This window comes from Nostoc sp., assembly GCF_036919615.1.
Classification (GTDB): Bacteria; Cyanobacteriota; Cyanobacteriia; order Cyanobacteriales; family Nostocaceae; genus Nostoc.
The window spans coordinates 1-19,505 of sequence record NZ_JBALCN010000007.1; the positions used below are offsets into that span (position 1 = coordinate 1).

14 protein-coding genes and 1 pseudogene are annotated in these 19,505 nt (G+C 37.9%); 1 reads left to right on the forward strand and 14 read right to left on the reverse strand.

Annotated elements, in window-relative coordinates; translation table 11 throughout:
- Positions 1-604: 604 nt before the first annotated feature.
- From nifJ to V7K48_RS02795, 4 genes and pseudogenes are all read right to left on the reverse strand, one after another.
- Positions 605-4,201: a pyruvate:ferredoxin (flavodoxin) oxidoreductase gene (gene nifJ / locus V7K48_RS02780; RefSeq protein ID WP_335069398.1), complete on the reverse strand. Its 3,597-nt coding sequence runs from the start codon at positions 4,199-4,201 to the stop codon at positions 605-607.
- Positions 4,202-4,708: 507 nt separating this feature from the next.
- A complete protein-coding gene (locus V7K48_RS02785) occupies positions 4,709-6,106 on the reverse strand; it encodes an aromatic ring-hydroxylating dioxygenase subunit alpha (RefSeq protein WP_335069400.1) in 1,398 nt (465 codons plus the stop codon).
- Positions 6,107-6,524: 418 nt separating this feature from the next.
- Positions 6,525-7,023, reverse strand: a pseudogene (locus V7K48_RS02790) (ATP-binding cassette domain-containing protein); the annotation flags it as partial.
- 33 nt (positions 7,024-7,056) lie between these two features.
- Positions 7,057-7,290: a hypothetical protein gene (locus V7K48_RS02795; protein WP_335069402.1), complete on the reverse strand. Its 234-nt coding sequence runs from the start codon at positions 7,288-7,290 to the stop codon at positions 7,057-7,059.
- Positions 7,291-7,397: 107 nt separating this feature from the next.
- Between V7K48_RS02795 and V7K48_RS02800 the strand changes: the two genes are divergently transcribed.
- Complete coding sequence (locus V7K48_RS02800) at positions 7,398-8,561, forward strand: endo-1,4-beta-xylanase (RefSeq protein WP_335069404.1); 1,164 nt, start codon at positions 7,398-7,400, stop codon at positions 8,559-8,561.
- A gap of 45 nt (positions 8,562-8,606) precedes the next feature.
- On the opposite strand, the gene V7K48_RS02805 is transcribed toward V7K48_RS02800, so the two are convergent.
- From V7K48_RS02805 to V7K48_RS02850, 10 genes are all read right to left on the reverse strand, one after another.
- The gene (locus V7K48_RS02805; RefSeq protein WP_442949399.1) at positions 8,607-9,398 is read right to left on the reverse strand and encodes a WecB/TagA/CpsF family glycosyltransferase; all 792 of its coding nucleotides are present in this window, start codon (positions 9,396-9,398) and stop codon (positions 8,607-8,609) included.
- 46 nt (positions 9,399-9,444) lie between these two features.
- Positions 9,445-10,647, reverse strand: a complete 1,203-nt coding sequence (locus V7K48_RS02810) for a glycosyltransferase family 4 protein (protein WP_335069406.1) — start codon at positions 10,645-10,647, stop codon at positions 9,445-9,447.
- Between the two features lie 11 nt (positions 10,648-10,658).
- On the reverse strand, positions 10,659-11,552 hold the full coding sequence (locus tag V7K48_RS02815) for a glycosyltransferase family 2 protein (protein WP_335069408.1): 894 nt from the start codon (positions 11,550-11,552) through the stop codon (positions 10,659-10,661).
- A 63-nt stretch (positions 11,553-11,615) separates the two neighbouring features.
- Positions 11,616-12,632, reverse strand: coding sequence for a hypothetical protein (locus V7K48_RS02820; protein WP_335069410.1), 1,017 nt, complete (start codon positions 12,630-12,632; stop codon positions 11,616-11,618).
- A 24-nt stretch (positions 12,633-12,656) separates the two neighbouring features.
- Complete coding sequence (locus tag V7K48_RS02825) at positions 12,657-13,928, reverse strand: glycosyltransferase family 4 protein (RefSeq protein WP_335069412.1); 1,272 nt, start codon at positions 13,926-13,928, stop codon at positions 12,657-12,659.
- Between the two features lie 67 nt (positions 13,929-13,995).
- Positions 13,996-14,823 (reverse strand): class I SAM-dependent methyltransferase, encoded by an 828-nt coding sequence (locus V7K48_RS02830; RefSeq protein ID WP_335069414.1) that lies wholly within the window; start codon positions 14,821-14,823, stop codon positions 13,996-13,998.
- 42 nt (positions 14,824-14,865) lie between these two features.
- Positions 14,866-16,086 carry an O-antigen ligase family protein gene (locus V7K48_RS02835; RefSeq protein WP_335069416.1) on the reverse strand — a complete coding sequence of 407 codons (1,221 nt, stop codon included), beginning with the start codon at positions 16,084-16,086 and terminating at the stop codon, positions 14,866-14,868.
- A 39-nt stretch (positions 16,087-16,125) separates the two neighbouring features.
- Positions 16,126-17,052 carry a glycosyltransferase family 2 protein gene (locus V7K48_RS02840; RefSeq protein ID WP_335069418.1) on the reverse strand — a complete coding sequence of 309 codons (927 nt, stop codon included), beginning with the start codon at positions 17,050-17,052 and terminating at the stop codon, positions 16,126-16,128.
- Between the two features lie 52 nt (positions 17,053-17,104).
- Positions 17,105-18,427 carry a flippase gene (locus V7K48_RS02845; protein ID WP_335069420.1) on the reverse strand — a complete coding sequence of 441 codons (1,323 nt, stop codon included), beginning with the start codon at positions 18,425-18,427 and terminating at the stop codon, positions 17,105-17,107.
- Between the two features lie 46 nt (positions 18,428-18,473).
- Positions 18,474-19,493, reverse strand: coding sequence for a glycosyltransferase family 2 protein (locus V7K48_RS02850; protein ID WP_335069422.1), 1,020 nt, complete (start codon positions 19,491-19,493; stop codon positions 18,474-18,476).
- Between the last annotated feature and the right edge of the window lie 12 nt (positions 19,494-19,505).

Here is a 19,505-nt window from a genome sequence, read left to right on the forward strand (position 1 = left end):
GATTGAATATGCTGCCATTTCTTAATAATCTTCTTTTTTACATCTTTTAAGTTTATGACTTTTGTGGCAGTTTTGATATCAAATTGCTGTAAATTTAGCAATACCCTGCAATGCCAATGCGTCAGGATGCATTGTTAATGTGTCGGCTTGCTTTGTTAATGCGTAGAGATGCATTGTTAATGCATTGTCCGCTTTGTTAATGCGTTGGGATACATTGTTAAAGCATTGTTTGCCTTATTAATGCGTCTCAATACAATGCCAATGCATTCCCTTGAAATGTTAATGCGTTCCCCTGCATTAAAAACGCTACACTTTTACGCAAAACTCTACTAAGTAAAATTTGTGTGACACACAATAGCCCATGATAAACATCACACTCTTATTACAGATTAGACATCTGGTGAAAAAGAATCTAGTAGACATCGGCGGAAATAAACTACCCATTCCAAATCGCTCACAGCCGCGAAATTCGAGCTTTTTGACTTTTGACTTTTGACTTCCGCGCAGCGGTACTAGGGTCTCCCCAAGTGGAGCACCTAGTGGGTGGGGTTCTTGGGGTTTAATAAGTAATCAAGCGGACATGATATAAAACCAAAGCTGATGTTCAGAGAGTATCGCGCTTTGCCAAATATTGATACATTTGCCAACGTGCATCAACCTCAGCTTGCGCTTGTTCTAACAAGTGCTTGGCAACGTCGGGTTTGCTCTTGGTGAGCATTTTGAAGCGATTTTCTTGATACATCGAATCTTCTACAGATTGCTTAGGCGATCGCATATCCAATTGCAAAGGATTTTTACCCTGGTTGAGCAACTCTGGATTATGCCGATACAGCAACCAACGACCTGATTCTACCAGAGTTTTTTGGTGATTCATCCCTGTAGTCATATTAATGCCGTGGGCGATGCAGTGGCTGTAAGCAATAATCAGTGATGGGCCATCATAAGCTTCTGCTTCCAGAAATGCTTTGAGAGTATGTTCATCTCTAGCACCAAGGGCTACACTCGCTACGTAGACATTCCCGTAGGTCATGGCAATCATCCCTAAGTCTTTTTTAGGTGCAGGCTTGCCACTAGCGGCATATTTAGCAACTGCTGCTCGTGGCGTAGCTTTAGAAGATTGACCGCCTGTATTAGAATACACTTCTGTATCCATCACCAAAATATTCACATTTCGACCACTAGCAATTACATGATCGATGCCGCCAAAATCAATATCATATGCCCAACCGTCACCGCCAACAATCCAGACGCTTTTTTTCACTAAGTAGTCTGCAAGGGATTTGAGATTTTGGATTTTAGACTTTAGATTAGGATCGAGAGTTACGATTTCATCTAACTTCTGCTGCAACAGTTCTATTCTTTCCCGCTGTTCCCAAATGTCAGCCTCAGATTTTTGTTCAGCTTTCAGGATGGAGTAGACAAGGTTTTCATCTATTTCACTCCCCAATTGTTGCAATAATTCCGCCGCAAACTCAGCTTGTTTGTCTAAGGAAAGGCGGAAGCCAAAACCGAATTCGGCGTTATCTTCAAATAGATTATTAGACCATGCGGGGCCGCGTCCTTGGGCGTTTGTTGTCCAAGGAGTTGTGGGGAGGTTACCACCATAGATTGAGGAACAACCTGTAGCATTGGCGATGACGGCGCGATCGCCAAACAATTGTGTTAATAATTTCAAATAAGGTGTTTCACCACAACCTGCACAAGCACCAGAGAATTCAAATAAAGGTTCTTGCAGTTGTTGTTGGCGAATCTGGTTTAATTTTAGCGATCGCCTGTCAGGATTAGGTAAACTCAAGAAGAAATCCCAGTTTTTCCGCTCTTGCTCTTGTAAAGGCAGCTGCTGTGCCATATTAATCGCTTTTAGCAATGGCTCAGATTTATCTTTAGCAGGGCAAATATTTACACAAATAGTGCATCCTGTGCAATCTTCTGGGGCAACTTGAATGGTAAATTTTTGATTGGCAAAGTCTTTATCTTTTGCACCAGCTGACTTGAAAGTTTCTGGGGCATTAACTAACTCATCCGCTTGATAAGCCTTGGCACGGATGGCACTGTGCGGACAAACCATGACGCACTTACCACATTGTATGCAGACATCTGGCTCCCATACAGGTATCTCTTCTGCAACATTACGTTTTTCCCACTTGGCAGTACCTACGGGAAAGGTGCCATCAACAGGTAGTGTACTAACAGGTAAGTCATCACCTTCCCATACCATGATTTTGCCCAGAACTTCCCGGACAAATTCGGGAGCGGAATTAAGAGTACAGACGCGATTAATCGCGTCTGTACAAGAGTTAAGATTTTGGATTGTCTGTGGTACATGTACTTTATGCAAGTTGTCTAAGGTATTGTCTACAGCTTGCAAATTCATGCGGACAACTTCTGCACCTTTTTTACCATAAGTCTTGTCAATCGCTTGTTTGATTTTAGCGATCGCTTCTTCCTGTGGCAAGACACCCGCTAAGGCAAAGAAGCATACCTGCATAATAGTGTTAATTCTGCCACCCATGCCACTTTCACGGGCAACCTCACTAGCATTGATTACGTATAACTTCAAATGCTTATCGATAATTTGTTGCTGCACCTTCAGCGGCAGATATTCCCAGACGCTATCTACATCATAGGGACTGTTAAGCAGCAAAGTCGCCCCAGGAATAGCAGCCTTCAAAATATCTATGCGTTCTAAAAATCCCCAGTGATGACAACCAATAAAGTTGGCTTGGTCAATTAGGTAGGTGGAGCGAATTGGTTCTTTACCAAAGCGTAAGTGAGAGACGGTCATCGAGCCAGATTTCTTTGAGTCAAAGACAAAGTAGCCTTGGGCGTAATTGTCGGTTTCTTCACCAATAATCTTGATGGAGTTTTTGTTAGCCCCAACTGTACCATCTGCGCCTAATCCATAGAACATTGCCCTGACAACATTATCTGATTCTGTAGAGAAGGTGGGGTCAAAGCTCAAAGAAGTGTGACTAACGTCGTCATTAATCCCAATAGTAAAGTGATTTTTTGGTTTAACTTGGGCAAGGTTGTCAAAAATGCCTTTCACCATCGCCGGAGTAAATTCTTTGGAAGAAAGACCGTAACGACCACCAATAATTTTGGGGTAAGAAAGAGTATTTTCTCCCCCTGCTCTCTTATCTCCCCACGCCTCATGGATAGCAGCTACAACATCCAAATACAATGGTTCCCCGGCGCTACCTGCTTCTTTGGTGCGGTCAAGAACTGCGATCGCTTTTACACTAGTTGGCAATACTGCAACAAACCTTTGAACATCAAAGGGGCGGTAAAGTCGCACTTTCACTACCCCAAGTTTTTCACCACGGGCGTTAAGATAATCTACTGTTTCATGGACAGTTTCACAGCCTGAACCCATAAGAACAATAACGCACGAGGCATCGTTGGCGCCGTAATATTCATAGATTTTGTAATGCCTTCCCGTGCGTTCTCCAAATTCATCCATAATTCGCTGGACAATTTCTGGACAAGCGTTGTAGTAAGGGTTAGCGCCTTCACGTCCTTGGAAGTAGACATCGGGGTTTTGGGCAGTCCCCCTCAAAACTGGACGATCTGGGGTGAGCGCACGGCTGCGGTGGGCGAGTATGAGGTGATCGTGGATGAGCGATCGCAAATCGTCATCTGAGAGCAGTTTGACCTTCTGCACTTCATGGGAAGTGCGGAAGCCGTCAAAGAAGTGCATAAACGAGACTCGCGCTTCTAGGGTAGCAGCATGGGCGATGAGAGCAAAATCTTGACTTTCTTGCACCGAAGCGGAACACAGCAAAGCAAAACCAGTAGCACGAGCTGCCATCACATCGCTATGGTCACCAAAAATTGATAAAGCGTGGGTAGCCAGGGAGCGGGCTGCAACGTGAACCACGGCGCTAGTCAGTTCACCAGCAATTTTGTAGAAGTTGGGTATCATCAATAATAATCCCTGAGATGCCGTGAAGGTGGTACTCAGGGAACCTGTTTGCAATGCTCCATGCACAGCACCTGCGGCTCCTCCCTCGCTCTGCATTTGCACGACGCTGGGAACAGTACCCCAGAGGTTGGGACGACTTTCTGCTGACCAAGCATCTGCCCATTCACCCATTGCTGAAGAGGGAGTGATGGGATAAATGGCAATCACTTCATTTAATTTGTAAGCAACACGGGCGACAGCCTCATTCCCGTCGATGGTTGCAAAAGTTTTGTTCATAATATGATTTTTGTCCCCGCCTCTAAGCTGCATTATCAGAACACGTGAATATAAGAATCAGAAATAGCCAGAACTAGAAAGTGAGTGGATTATATACATTAAAGATTTATCGGTAGGATTTAGTCCGTGTTTAAAGGATAATTTATTGATGGCTTTTGGCTCTTAAATTAACTTTCAACAAATATTGCATCTATTAATATCTCATCTGCAATATTGCATCTATTCATATGTATTAATAATGTACTCAATAACCGAAATCTCTCTTTGATAAGACTTTCAGGCAGTTTCTTCTTTTTTATGGGGTATAGGGTCGGGAATCTCTGATACAAAATATTCCCGAAATGAGTAAATTTACTAAAAGGAGGAAATCTTATTGACTTTTGACTTCTCAATTCGACCACAACATAAATCTCCATTTGCTTGCAAGACAAAGCAGCCTCCGAAGTTTGGAGGCTCGCCACAACAGATTTGTAGATAAACAATGCTTATCGAGTTTGAGCTATAAACTCACTTTTTTGTATTGCTACCATAAAGTTTGACCAAAGGTAAACCTTTTTGGGGAATACTACTAATAAAAAGTTGCTTTATATCGTTCGATTTATATGATAATAAAGAACTCAAGACTGCAATGATGGTTGATATCAATACCAAACTTAGATTAACACCTGTTAAGATAAAAACCAATGTTAAGAGTGCAAATATCAAAGTGCAAACATTAGAAAATCTTTGTACTTTTTCTATAAAAACCAGAGAATTACGACAACTTGGACAATGCTTTGTATGTCTATGCCATCGGTCATATAGTTGTTCATCATTCAATTGTTTAAAACTACCTTCTACACACCCTTGCCATAAAGGACTACCTCCAGCAAATTCGTCTAGCCATTTTCTGAAAGTTATGATGCCCACGTCAGCCGGAGAAGGCATAAAATATGCCTTTTGCCATTTTGTATCTAATGATGACTGATTTACTTCTTGGGAATGCATAGCTGATAAATCTTGGTCACTTAACTTATATGTGGATAAGTGCTGTAACCCAGTTTGTAAATCCTTTGGGAGAATCTCAAACCAAAAATTTCTTTTAACTAAACTTCCATCAGAAATAAACTTGCCAATGTACCTACAGTAACCTGGTTGTGTCGGAACAAAATACAACTGAAAAATATTAGTTTTGCCGTTGGGATAACGATATATCGTAGTATTAGAAGAGGGTGGAGTAAACTTCCGCATCGCCTCCATATCTTTGTTAAAAAGATTGTAGCCTTGATGTTTGAGAGTAAAACCTTCTTGGGCAGATATTTCACCGACAAATTCAAAATGTTCCATAGGCACAGCTGTTTTAGGTGAAAAAATACCTATTCCTTCATGAAGAAATTCTGCATGAGAAGGATCAAAAGTACTTTCAACAGATACGGTATAACCAACAGGAACTTCTGTCATGTGCCAAGAGCTAGAAGATATATCTAGTTCAGACTCAGGTATGATAGCTGGCTGCTTGGAGTTACAATCCTCAAAGGCTGTTGAACTATCATCTGGCCATACCCAAAGCAATTCTTGGGTAACTTGTGTAGGATATGTAGTAATTCTTGACCTTAAACTATCACAAGCAGTTTCTTCTGCTTGGCTACCAGCCAACATGGGAATATGAGTGCATTTCCCTTCACTGTTAAAACACCAACCGTGATGTCTACACATTAAGTTTCCATCTTCAGCGATGCTTCCCATAGATAGTCGCACCAACTTATGAGGACAAACATCATCCATTACTATCCACTTTTGATTTTTATCTCTCCAAATCACCAGCTTTTTCCCCAGAAGAGTGATAGGAGTGGGATTCAAAATATCTAAGTAGCTTAAAGGGATAATAGGATACCACTGTTTAGCCCATGAGAACTGAGTTGTCATAACAAGAGCTAGAAACCTAATTTATAAAACTATATTAGTACACTAAGCCGTTGAACGATTTTTGCTGAATGAATCAAAGGCGTAGGTGTAGCCCGTCGTAAACATCGCTTCCTAACGGTTCAACGGTACACCAAAATGAATGCGTGAATTACTCAAATGAAAAAGCAATCAGGCATTTTCAGAAAGCAATTAGGTATTTTGCTTATAGAGTTCTCGTTTATGTGAGGTACACCCGTAGGGGCACGGCACTGCCCATTGGTGTCAACTTAACATTAAAAGAGCGGTTAGAAACCACAATTACACGAGGCTTTACCCACCTGCATGGGTTACAAAACCTTGATTTCCCCTTAGTCTATGGAGGCAGACTTCGTTTGTGTAGCCGCGACTTCCAGTCGCCCTAACTCTAAGTAAATTGGTATTACTTGCCTGTTGTAGCGGTATCTGTGCCATCTGTCTTCAACTGACCATCTTCCATATAAATTATGCGATCGGCAATATCGAGGATGCGGTTATTGTGGGTAACTAGCAAAATCGTACAGCCTTGTTCTTTGGCTAGCTTCTGTATTATTTCTACAATATCGCGCCCAGATTTTTTGTCGAGTGCAGCAGTGGGTTTATCTGCTAAGACAATCTTAGAATGGCTTGACTAAGGCACGAGCGATGCCTACGGCGGGCTACGCCAACGCTACCCGTTGCTTTTGCCCTCTAGATAGTTTTTCTGGGTGGTAATCTACACGATCTGCTAAACCGACAGTTTCCAAAATTGCGATCGCTTGAGCATTGATATTTTGATTTAGAAAATCGTCATGCAACTCTAGAGACATTCGGACATCTTCTTTAGCTGTCAAAAAATTCATCAGGTTATGAGCTTGGAAAATATAACCAATTTGGCAGCTAAATTTTGTTAATTGCTGCTTTTTTACGAAAATGAAATCAGTGCTGGTCTCAGCTTACCAGTAACTTCTCTCCACTTTAGCAAACTCTTCTGGAGTCAGAACTCTAACATCTTTAGGTAGCCCACCAACAAGTTGCGATCGCACTTTTTCTGGATTAGTATTTGGTTTAAGTGTGATTAACCCAACTTCGATGAAATCACTTTTCCGCTCTATAAATAGTTGGATAAAGGTAAAGTCACTGGTGAGCACATTAGCATCGGCAGCAAAGAAAAGATTATCAATAAACAAGCCCTTAACAAAGACAGCTTTACTATTCAGTTACGTGTCCAAGTTACCTGTTTAAACTTATTCTGTATTATAATAATTACAGAATATATATTTTTAAAATATAATTTATGCTAGAGCGGAGAAAATTTTTAAAAAGAGCAGGATATACAAGCCTTTCTGCTTTATTAACTATGGGGTTTTTACAAAAGGATAAGCAAAAAGAAGACCAGAGCATGAATGCTGCTATGGCAAATTATACAGACGCAAATGTAAATTATCCCCTTCGGCAATTAGCTGCCACAAAAGGAAAGCGTTATGGCACAGCAATTTCTGGTGACGTTTTGCAAAAAGAGAAGGATTACGCTGATCTGATTGCTCGCGAATGTTCGATTGCGACACCAAATGGTGAATTAAAATGGAACGCCACTGAACCACAGCCAGGAAAATTTACCTTTGAATCAGCAGATGCGATCGCTGATTTCTGCCAAAAGAATAATATTGAATTACACGGGCATACCCTTTTCTGGCACATGGGAAGACCAGACTGGCTTCCTTATCCCCCTACACTTAAAATAATCGAACGCCATGTTACCGGAGTCATGGGGCATTATCGCAATAGCCCCGTTTTAAAGTCTTGGGATATTGCTAATGAAATTATCGCTGATAATGAAAATGAAACTGACAATGCTACCTACGGTTTGCGTAAAGGGGTAAAACCAGAATTGATTCGAGACTTGTTTTTAGTTGCCGCTTCAGTTGATAACAGCAAGAAATTTTATATAAACGATTTCGGCATCGAAGGCACTACATGGAAATCAGACCATTTCTTAAAAATGGTCGAATATCTGAAGAATAATGGGGTTAAAATTGACGGGGCAGGTATCCAGTCGCATCTATGGTTTTCTACTGCCTATGCTTTTGACGAGAAAGGATTTAATTCTGTCTTAAAACGGCTTAATGCTCTTGAAGTTAAACCAATAATCACAGAATTAGATATTATCATTGATACCCCACTACCCGATAGTATCAAAAAGTTAGACCAAATGGTAGCCGACAGTTACAAGCGATATCTTGATATATGCTTTGCGGCTAAAGTTGATACTGTGATTACATGGGGGCTTACCGATCGTCATACCTGGATACGTCATCCCGACTGGATGCCAAGAAAAACCTTTAGGGACAATCCAAATCTGTGGAAATTTTTGCGTCCGCTTCCCTTCGATGAAAACCTGCAACCTAAATCTGCTTGCAATGCTATTGCCCAGGCTTTTCAGCAAGCAACCCCTTCGTAACCAGTAAAATATACTCCACCCAGGCGTAAATAGCGCTTTTAAGAACTAAACCTTGTACTTATTATTTTTTTGTTGACTTGAGATACTCCAAATTTCTCGTAAAAATAATGTGCCAACAAACCAAGGCTCAAGTAAGTAACGTCTCCAAAGTCTTTTAGGTTCAGATAACAAGCGGTACAACCATTCCAAGCCCACCTTTCCCATCCAGCGAGGAGGAGTGGGTATTGCTCCTGCTACATAGTCCATGCAGGCTCCACTAGTCAAAATAGTGTTGGTGTGAATATGTTCAAGATTTTCGGAAATCCAATACTCTTGGCGTGGCATACCCATCCCCACCATTAATACATGGGGTTTATAAGCATTAATTGCAGCCAGAGTAGCAAGATTTTGTTGACTATTTTTATCTATGCCAATATAGCCATGAGCGCAAGCAATCTGTAAACCAGAAAATTTCTGGCGCAAAATACTTGCTCCTTGTTCAGCAACTCCTGGCTTTGAACCTAAATAAAATACACGCCAGCCTTTATTAGCTGCTTCCGCCATCAGAGGCCATATCCAGTCAGCATAGGTTACTCTTTGTTCTGCTTTCATTGGAAAACCCAACAGCTTTCCAATAAACACTAGAGGCATACTATCAATATGGGTATATTCTGCCTTGGCATAAAAAGCTTGCATTTTTGGAGCATTATGGAAGAGATAAAGACTATGCAAGTTGTGATTAGCAATAATCCATTTCTCATTATTATCAATAGATTCTTCAATCAATAAATTTAAGTCGCGGATAGAGAGCGCATCTAGTTGAACACCAAGAAGTTTGTAAGATGAAGTCCGGATCATAAATGTTTTTAGTATTAGATTATATGAGTAAAGGCTTAATACTATACTATTGAATATGTGATCGCTGTTTTTTCAATATTTGTTCAGCACCTTCAACTAAGTTCTGTACCCTAGCAGCCCAACTGTGATGATTTCCTATCTCAATGCAAGCAAATTGTCCCATTTCTGGTAGTGCTTCTCTTTTCTGATAAGCTTCCAATAAGGTACGTTTTAAATCATTTTTATCACCTGGTTTAAATAGGAAACCTGTTTTGCGATCGCAAATCAAGCGTTTAGCATCTTCAAAAGCTGATGCTATGACTGGTTTAGCCATTGCCATATATTCATAAAGTTTCATAGGTGAGAGATACATCTTTCCCATTTGTAGTTGAACTTGCCCAGAGTAACCAACATCAAATCCAGCGATATACTGGGGTACTTCTTGCCAAGAAACTCGACCTATAAAAGCTACATAAGGCGAAATACCTAATTCTTGACTCTGCTTTTCCCAAGCAGATTTCATTGCACCATCGCCTACTATTACGAGCGAAATGTCTAAGCCTTCGACTCGTAATTCAAATATTGTTTCTACTAATAAGTCTAAACCAGCCCAAGGATATAAACTCCCTATAAAACCTATAGTAAAACCTGAAAAAATTCGCTTTGGGACATGTAGAGCAGGATTAATAAAATCAATATCAACTCCGTTTGGTATCAAAACAATTTTTTCACTTGAAATACCAAAATCCTGTACTAAAATTTCTTTTAAAGTTTCACTTACACAGGCTAAAACATCGCATTTTTGATATGCTCTGATTTCCATCCATTGAGCTAATCTATCCAGAATCAATGCTTTTCGTTCTGCCTTTGCTTCATAAAAAAGTAATGCTTCAACTTGCAAAATCCAAGGTATTCCCTGACGTTGGAATATCCAGCCCAAACACTGCAAAGTTGCAGCGTACTCATACACCCAATCAACTTGATTTTTAAGTTTTAGGTAGCTTCTCCACGAGTTAATGACACCAAGTCCGAGACGTATAAAATCTACCGCTAAGGTGTAGAAAAATCCTTTGCTGATTAACTCACCAGAACCATTAACTGACCATTTTTTTGAAACTTTATCTCCCACAATAAATGTTTCGATTTTCCACTCAAGTGTTTGAAAGCCCTTCAAGATTCCTAAAACTCGGGAACGGGGCCCAGACATCTCTGCATCAGGATGTGTTGAAATCCGAGGTGCTGCTGCTAAAAAACCAAGACGTCGCTGCATTTTGGAACTCCTTAAGGTTGCGAACTACTTTGTGGAATTTCTTCTGCAAATGTGGGAGATGCAGCCAAGTTTTTGTAACCAATAATGGCTCGGAGATAAGGTAAACACCAATAAATTACCCAGAAAAACCCGGAGTGCCGACGACAGAATTCAGTCCAAGGTTTGAGCGGAAATGCTTTGACTTGAATTACCTTTCTTAAGCGTTCTAAAACAGATAATTTTGTATCTACCCAACTGTTGTGGATTGAGTTTTTACCACAGGTTCCGACATATCCAGGTACAACCCATATCGAGCAACCATTTTTTCTTGCTCTCAAACCATAATCTAGGTCTCCTAAACTGTGGATAAATGCTGCATCAAGATTCCCTACTTTCTTTACAACTGCACGAGGAATTAGCACGCAGTTGCCAAACATCGTGTCACATTCTTGAGAAACCTGAGTTGAGCCTAAAAATTCATATTTATTAGAGTACCATTTGCGAGATTTAACTGCACCGCCGTATGAAGCTTCTCTTGTTATTAAATCTTGAGTCGTACCAACTAATATTGAATTTTCTTGGACAGATTCTAATAATTGTTGATGAAGCGTCAATATGCGTTCTAGGGTGTTTGATTCTAGTATTGTGTCGTCATTTAACCAGAGATAATAGTCATAATCTTTTTGCATTGCTTCAGCAAATGCTAGTCTCATTCCTCCCACCCAGAATAGATTCCCATTGCCTTGAAGAATCTGGACTTCTGGATAAAAAAGTTTCACTGCTTTTGAAGTACCGTCATAACTTCCATCATCGGTTAAGTAAACATCAAAAGACTTTGTTTGCTGAACTAACGCACGCAGACAATTCAGAGTTATCTCACGCCTGTTAAAACAAGTCATTATTACTGCTAACTGTGGTTGCTTCATGGAGTATTTTTTATGATGTTAATCTAATTTTGTAAAACATGAATTAAAGGTAATAATAGTTATTTAATAATTGGCAATTTTTTCTATCCAATTACTCACTTGACTATTCAATTTAAACACGCGTAGCTTTTGTTCTATTTTTCTCACAGTCAACATATATCGGTGTATCACTGATATGTGCGGCATCTTATGTCTAACTACTCCTTCACATAACCATTGATATTTATCTAAACTTAGATTAAAATTTTTTAAGCTTTGAATTTGTGTATTCCAATCATTATAGAAAAACAAATTGAAATAATGTATCGACACTATGTCATCCCAAACTTTAATTCGTGATTCTTTAGATAAGCGATTGTGTAAAGGTAATGGATAACTATAAGCAGAAGAAAAATGAGAAATATTTTCTTCCAGGGAGCATAAAGTCACAGATAAGACTGACTGTTCCACAAAATAAATCCCTTGAGGAGGGGTAATATTCATACGCATTACCTTCTCAAAGTTTTCTTTCCAGGCAGTAAATATACCTGCACTCCTTCTCACAGTAACCAAACCAGAATTCCAGTAGGCTCTAATTCTTTTATTACCGATTGGTGTGTCAACAAATACCTCACGCTTTACCCTCAGGACTTCATATAGTTTTTGCCAGTACCATTCTTGAGGGTCTTGCAGACCTGTAGAACCAATTCCTTGACCATACTCAGGACGTATCCGAACGTTACAATTTACTGGCAATAAAAATTCGTTTGGCTCAGAAAAAAAGCATTTATCACTGTCTAAAAAAACTAATATTTCCGCATCAATACTTTGTTCTGCATAGGCACAAACGAGGGGTTTATTGGCTAAATAATATTCATGAAATTCTCGATTGATCGGGATTTGTTGATGAGTCACCTGCAATGCTTCAAATGCCTGTTGGGTTTGATTTGATATCGGTTCACCTACTCTAGGATGAAAACTGTATATAGGTGTATCTTTCAATTTACTGCAGAACTTACGAATACTTTCTGCAAGCATTAAAGATTGACCTTCTAAACGACCAGGTTCTGTACAAATTATAAATGCTATAGGTATTGACATAGTATGAAGTATTTGTTTACTAAGTTAATTACTGAATGAAGATTTATTTGCTATCATTAAGATTTCTTGAAACAAAGCTGAATAACGACGTGCTTGGAGTTCCAGAGTGAATTCTTGTTCTGCTTTCTCGCGAGCATAAAATGATAGCTTTTGTAGCCTCTGTTCATTTTCAAGTACCCAGGTAATTCCTTTAGCAAAATCCTCAACTTCATAAGGTTTAGCCAAATAGCCATTCTGCTGATGATCAACAATATCTTTTAAGCCAGTAGAATTAAACGCAACAACTGGAGTACCACAAGCGAGTGATTCAGAAGCTGTCTGTCCAAAAGATTCTTGAAGAGAGGGTACAAGCATCACATCAGCTGCTGAGTAAACAGTTGCTAAAGATATATCATCGTGTAAGTGTCCCAAATAGTGTGTTTTGAAGCCTAAATTAGGTGGATTTTCAGGTTGAGATGCACCAAAAATAACGACCTCTAACTTATCTTTCCAGCCAGATTTGCTTAATTCTTGTAGTGCTGGTTGCAGGTAATGAAAACCTTTTCTACAGTCATTGGTTGCATCTAACGCTCCAAATAGAATAAGTTGTTTATCCAGAGGTAAATTCAGTAATTCTCGCGCTAAACCTTGATGAACAGGTTTATAATTTTGAGTATCCAACCCATTAGGAATTACTTCAATTCGCAAATTCTTAAACAAAGAACTAGACTTGGCGCATTTGGCTAACCAAGAACCTGGGGAAACAATTGTCAGATTTAAATTTTTCAAAGCTTTGGCTTTACGTTGCCATACCCAATGGGATAAATCCCAATCCTTTTTGCTGCTCAGTTGAGGACAGGCTCCACAGGAGATTTGGTAACGATCGCAATCTCCAGTATAACTACATCCTCCAGTAAATGCCCACATATCATGAATTGTCCAAACCAAAGGGCGCTTTAGCTTAGCAAGAGTTTCTATTTGCATAAAAGCTGCACTAATCCAATGCAAATTGATTATGTCTGGATTGATCTGAGCAACTTGAGAAATAACTCTATCTGGCAACCATTGAATAAAAAATGGAGTATTTTGCTTTTGAGGATAAAGCTTTAAAGGTAAAGTTTCAAATGTCAACTTTGCCTTCGCAATGCCTTGAAATAATCTGACCTTAGGTGCAATTACTGTTTTGTCACCAGTATATTTTTCTTGCACCAGCATTTGTGATTGTAAGTCAATATTTTGTAAACCTTTGTGCAAGCGATATGCAGCACGAGCCGCACCACCAGCCACATCTTGGGTGCTAAGCAGCAAAACGTTCATGTTAGTATTATTAAACTTGAAAAAAATATACTTGACAATACTGATTCTCTATGATGTATAACCAGTATTATTTCTTTGGCTTGATGCCCTCACAATATAACGAGCCTGGTAGATATACTGTTCCATCAGTATTAATATCTAAGACTTCATTACTAAAGTTTGGAATCTCACTTGTATGGGCATCCAAAAATTTAATATCCGAAAAGCCAACTCTTTCAAAGAGGGTTTTCATACTATAGCTATCATACATCCACTTATGTTTTTCCCCAAGGGAGGTTTCATCTATCATAGACTTACGGACATACCGAGGTATCAACCTCTTTATCATGTCAAGATAGAGGTATTTAAATTTGTTTCTGAGTTGATTTTGATTGATATTAAATACTTTTTGTAACAAAGAAGTAGTATTATTAGTTGCTATCTCGTCTTTAATGTTCACACCTGTTCTTGCTTCTATATAGTTTTTGGATGGTTCATCATTGTTTTCAAGCACTTGTCGCCAATAAGTTTTCATCAAGCCACCATGTTCTGTTCTAACTAATTGGTCGATTAACTCAATAATAATCCATTCGTATTGTTTCCTTGTTTCCTCATTTTCAAGACTGTCGATAATTCTTAAATATTCACGACATGTTCGCTCTAAGTCAGGAACAACGATGCGTAAAATTCCTTGAGGTTTTAGAACTCTATAGCATTCTTTCACCAGCATTTCTCCCGTATCCTGAGAAAAATGCTCTAGGACATGACTGCTATAAATTACATCGAAATAATCTTTAGGGTATGGAAGTGGTTGCAGTAAATTATGGGCAATTACTTCAGGATGCTCAGAGTTAAAATCTATATTTATCCATCCAGAACAAAATCTGTGTCCACATCCAAAATTTAACTTTTTCATGCTTTTTCTCCTTTCAATTATGCAAGTATATAAACTATTTATCTATTTATATATTGGTGTCCGCTGAAAACTAAGAGTCAGAGATAAAGAAGTCGTGACATACATCAACCAATTCCAACCAGGAGTTAATAATCTAGCTTCTGAAAAATTTACTATGACGATGAGAACTAACATCTGCATTGGCCAATAATCTTCCGGTTTTTCAGCTACAGAAATAATTCGAGTCAACGCCATCACAAAGAACCGGATAAACCCTACAGCAAAAGTCAAAAAACCTAATAATCCTAATTCTAACAATAGTTCTAAAAAACCATTGTGAGCATTACTTGCCCATTCATAAGTAGCTCTCAGATTAGATGCAGCATTACTAGTCCAAAATGCCGAATATCCATAACCTAGCCAAGGTCTTTCCAAAACCTTGGGAATTACTAGTTCCCAAAGATCAGAGCGCCCATTTAAGGTAAGGTCTTTACCAGAAGTACCAACTACAGTTTCGGCATTATTTATTAGTAACATTGAAACAATAATAAGTAACATTAAAGCTGAGGTAATCATAATAACTTGTAATTTATAATTAGTTTTTTTAAAGGATTGGTAAAAAGGCAAAAGTAATATCATTGTCAATAGGATCGTCAAAGATGTTGTTGAGCGCGAGAGGATAATTAGGCATATAGATAACCCACATAGTGCCCACATCAACCAGCGATATCGATAACTACTAAGGGCAAGATGCAAAAAAACTCCTGCACTCCAATTCATCATGTAACCTAATTCATTTTTATGACCATAAATTCCACTCCACATATCTACTAATTCAGGTGATTTATGAATATAACCTGGTATGAATGCAGAGAATATCATAGATAATAATGCAGCTACACCAAGCGCCCAAGCTATTAGCCTCATTTGTTCCCTAAGGGGATAACGCATGGCCAAATAGATTGCAATAAAATATATTCGGATTAGACCTTTTATATCTTTTAAAGTAGAACTTAGATCTTCTGACCACAATATAGAAAATATAACTATTGCTAGTAAAAAAAACTGTAATGGACTTTTGGTAATTACATAAATAAAACCTTTCCAGTATGAAACTAGGAAATAACATAAGATTAAATATGAAACTATATTGAACAAAGTATCTACCTTATCGCCTCCAAGGGTAGACATAGAAACTTCTTGTGCAGGGTGTATTGTTAATGCCCCTACTGCAATAATTAATAGCAAGATTGTTAATATTTTTTCTGTTAATTTTACATTCATTGTTAATATTAAATTTATTAATTAACTACATATTGATCACTATTTTTTGAGCGCTGAGTAATTTAATCTTTTCTTCACTTCTTCTTTAAGAATATCCAATGCAGTTGCTTTATAGACTGTTTTCTGCGTAAAATTATCTGCCTCTATATTCCTCACAATAAACGGTGGATGTTTTAAAGGAAATTGTATTGCTTGCATCGACATATTAATGAATGAAAATTCTTGGTTGGAAGTGAAATGAGTCGCATCTACACCAACACCAACATTAGAGATTAAATTGACATTGGGAATAATGCTTAAGCTACCCTGTATCCAGCAAGCAAATGTCCATTGATAATCCCAGGTTATACCTGTAGGATTGTTATAAACAGACTTAAATATTCGTTGCCAATAATTTACTGCCTTTGGGTCTATAAGAATGTCATGTAAAAGGTTTTCTGCTTCCACCTCTTTCCAGAGTTTAATGGTCAAATCATAATGTTTCCAAGCGCGTCTCCAACTTGCCCAACCCCAGCAGTGATTGTAACGAGAAAAATAGTAACTATAATTTGTGCGTTTTCGTCCGAATTGAAGATTTTGAGCAGAGATTGTGGCGATTCTAGTATCGTTTCTATATTTTTTTAGCAGTTCTTCACTAAATCTGAAAAATGTTGGATGAGGGATACAATCATCTTCTAAAATAATTGTCTCTTCAACATTATTAAATACCCAATCTAAACCACTAGATACTCGTTTTGCACAACCTAAGTTGATATCAGAATAATTCTTAATAACTTCGCAGTCCCAATCAACTCTCTCAATAATTGCCCGAGTTGCTTCACACTTTTCTGCCTCACCTTCGTGGTCAGTACGAGGTCCATCTGCAATTACAAAAAGTTTTGTTGGCTTGGCTTTACGAATAGCGTCAAAAACTTTCTCTGTTGTTAGTGGCCGCTTGAAAATAATAAAAGTTACTGGTGTTTCCATCTTTAGTTAATTTGGCTAATGTCTTTGATATGCTACTGTTAAAGAAAAACGTTCAATATTTATAAAAAGGAATAAGCGATCGTACCTGAATCTTAAATATTTTTTGTGTTCTTGAATCAAATGCGTTGCATAGAAAAGTAGCAGCAGCTTGAGATATTATTGTTGCGATCGCAGCCCCAAGCCCCGCATATTTAGGAATAAGTAATAAATTGAGAATAATGTTTAGTATCGCCCCAAATAAAGTCTTACCTAAAGAAACGTGGTTTAAACCTTCAGCAATAAACCAAGGCGATGTTGCAAGACCCATAAATACAAACAAAGAAGTCCAAATATGAACTGCTAATATTGTTCCTGCTTCTGCATATCCACTTCCAAACATCACCATAATTATCTTGTCAGACAGGAATGTTAGTGGAAGAGCTATTGCAAAAGATATACATGTCATTAGACTGAGTAATTTTCCTATTCGCTGATAGTAAAGACTTTCTGATTTTTCCTTAGCTGCATAAATTGCAGGAGCAACAGAAGAAACAATAGCCCCCGGAATAAAATACCAAATTTCAGAAACACGGACAGCCGCAGAATAAATTCCGACCTCACTATTTCCGATCATTTGACCTAACATTACCTGATCTATTCTCATATAAATTAGGATAGCGAACCCCGAAAAAATTAGAGGTAAACTCTCTTTCAAAAGAGTTTTGGCAGTAGAGAAACTCCAACGCCATAACCACAACGAAGACCCTTTAACTTGGTAAACAATCAGCAAGCCAATTGCACTCATCACAAATTCTGCTAATGTTACCCAAGCAAAAGCTAACAATGTTGCTTTTGTTAAAATTAACGCGATTTTGATGACACTATTTAGCAGAAATGCTGTATTTTTAGCGATCACAATGTATTTTGACTGCACCTGTGATTGAAACCATACCTCAATAGTATCAGCCGCCCTAAAAATTCCTGCCATTCCTAAAATTGCAACTAGCGATATCTTCAGTATTTCATGCTCACCTAAGAAAAATATAGTGCTAACTGCCAATAACACAGAAGCAATTCCACCCAGCAATTTTAGCCAAAAAGTGGTTCCTAAAATTTCCTCTTTATTTGATGATTGACGAACAATATGACGAACTACTACGTCGTCCAGTCCTAAAGTGAAAATTGGGCTAAATAAGCTAACAAAAGCTAAAGCATAGTTAAAGAGACCATATTGTTGTACTCCTAAGTAACGTGCTACCCATACTCCTATTATCAAACTTGCACCCATACGTAAAATACGATCAGCAAACAACCAACCTGTATTGGCAATAATTGCACGCAGCCCAGAACGAGATTTAAATTTTGATAAGGTTTCAATTTTTAATTTACTTAACATTATTTTTATGAATTAATCATGTGATATTCTCTATTTCTATCAAGCTCTATTGGGCAACTTTTTTTGCAGGTAAAAAATAACGTGTATTTATCCAGGATTTCATATTATTTATTGATATTTTGAATTGACCACTCATTAAAATTTTCAAAAAATAGCCAACCAAGAAAATGATGCCCTTTGTTTTCCAAAAAAAGTTATACTCAAACAAAAATATTATTTTTAAATATGAAATAAAATCTTCAGCTTTTGGATATGGTATTGTTTTTAACTCATTCAGAGAAGTGAAAGCCAATAATAACGGTAAACTAAAATTATTTTTTTGCAGGATGTAATTAAATAAGGAATTGCGTTTCCAGAATCTCTTGTATTCATAGTTGTTGTCTATATCTAAAAATTTATTGTTATGATACTGATTATTATGATGTATTCTATACATTACTAAAGATTTAGACATATAAAACTTTTTAGCCCCTACCAAAGAAGCTCCCCATACTAGACAGTCATCAGCCCGGACACGCCAATCTTCTATGTATGGAATAGGCAAAATTTTTCTGATTATTTCTTTACGCATTGATAATGTTGAAGTTATAGAGCCAATCCATTCACCACTATATAAAGTTCTGATTACTGAATAACCCAAATCTAAATCAACTACATCAGCTTGAAATACTTCTTCTACTACTGCACCAAATTTTTTATATGCACAAAATATAAAATCACATTCACTATGTATTTTATAAAAATTTAGGGCAGTTTCTAAATATTGAGATTCATAAATATCATCGGCATCTAAAAAAAATATAATGTCCCCAGTTGCAGCTAAAAAACCTTCGTTAAAGGATGATAATTGTCCTTGATTTTTTTCTTTTAAAATAGATTTAACATTAGCTAATTGAGTAAATTTATTGATGACTTCCGCAGAATTATCTGTGGATGTGTCATCAACAATAATGATCTCATCAAATTTAACTGTTTGATTTAAAGCACTATCAATTGCCTCTGAGAGAAATTCAGCATAATTGTAATTATTAATTAAACAAGATGTTTTAATTTTATTTTTATCCATATAAAACTCAGC